Source organism: Streptomyces sparsogenes subsp. cuspidosporus (assembly GCF_039532705.1).
GTDB lineage: Bacteria > Actinomycetota > Actinomycetes > Streptomycetales > Streptomycetaceae > Streptomyces > Streptomyces sparsogenes.
This window is the reverse complement of the sequence record NZ_BAAASD010000126.1, coordinates 1-1,347: the sequence shown is the minus strand read 5'-3', so window position 1 is coordinate 1,347 and position 1,347 is coordinate 1. Positions and strand designations below refer to the sequence as shown.

General features: G+C 71.1%; 1 protein-coding gene. It reads right to left on the bottom strand.

Annotated elements, in window-relative coordinates:
- The coding region (locus tag ABFY07_RS42655) for an acyltransferase domain-containing protein (protein WP_346179609.1) at positions 1–1,347 on the bottom strand (1,347 nt) is incomplete at both ends.

Below are 1,347 nucleotides of genomic sequence, written 5' to 3'. Positions count from 1 at the left end.
GCTGGTCGCGTACGGACTCCACATGCGCACCGTGGGACGCGTAGTCCACCGCGATCCACCGCGCCCGTACCCCCTGCTCCTCACACCCGGCAATCACCTCGGACAGCGCATCCCGGTCACCGGAGATCACTGTCGTGGCCGGGCCGTTGACCGCCGCGATGGACACGCACCCTGACCAGGCCTCGATCAGCCCCGCCACCTGGTCCGCATCGGCGGCGATGGAGGCCATGCCACCCTCACCCGCCAGCGACAGCAACGCACGGCTGCGCAACGCCACCACCCGAGCCGCATCCCGCACACTCAACGCCCCCGCCACACAAGCCGCCGCAATCTCCCCCTGCGAATGCCCCACCACCACAGCCGGAGTAACGCCCTGAGCCTGCCACCAGGCCGCCAGCGACACCATCACCGCCCACAACGCCGGCTGCACCACATCCACCCTCGACAGGGCCTCCTCATCAGCCAGCACCTCCCTCAACGACCACGACACGAACTCCGACAACGCCTCCTCACACTCCGCCAACCGCGCCGCGAACACCTCACTCGACCCCGCCAGCTCCAACCCCATCCGCACCCACTGCGCACCCTGACCAGGAAAGACAAACACCACCCGATCAGCCCCCGGGAGTACCGTGCCGTTGATCACCCCAGGTGCCGGATCTCCGACGGCGATCGCCGCCAGCCCGGCGAGGAAGCCCTCACGGTCCGCCGCGACCACTGCGGCGCGGGTGTCCAGTCCGGCGCGACGGGTGGCCAGCGCATGGCCGACCGCAGCCGTATCGATGTCGCTTTCGGTGCTCAGCCACTCTCGCAGCCGAGCCGCCTGACCCCGCACACCCCCCTCGCCGCGCCCTGACACCAGCCACGGCACCACACCCCGCAACGGGGCGATACCCGACCGGTCGGCCTCCTGCGGCTCCGGCGCCTGCTCAAGAATGACGTGCGCGTTCGTACCGCTGGCGCCGAACGACGACACCCCGGCCCGCCGGGGCCGCTCCACCTCCGGCCACGGCCTGTGCTCCGTCAACAGCGACACCGCACCCGCCGACCAGTCCACCTCCGTGGAGGGCCGGTCGATGTGCAGGGTGCGCGGCAGTTCCCCGTGCCGCAGCGCCATGACCATCTTGATCACACCGGCCACACCCGCGGCGGCCTGGGCGTGCCCCATGTTCGACTTCAACGAGCCCAGCCACAGCGGCCGCCCCTCCGCACGTCCCTGCCCATAGGTGGCCAGCAACGCCTGCGCCTCAATGGGGTCACCGAGCCGAGTGCCCGTGCCATGCGCCTCGACCGCGTCCACCTCGGCCGCCGCCAGCCCCGCGTTCGCCAACGCCTGCCGGATCACCC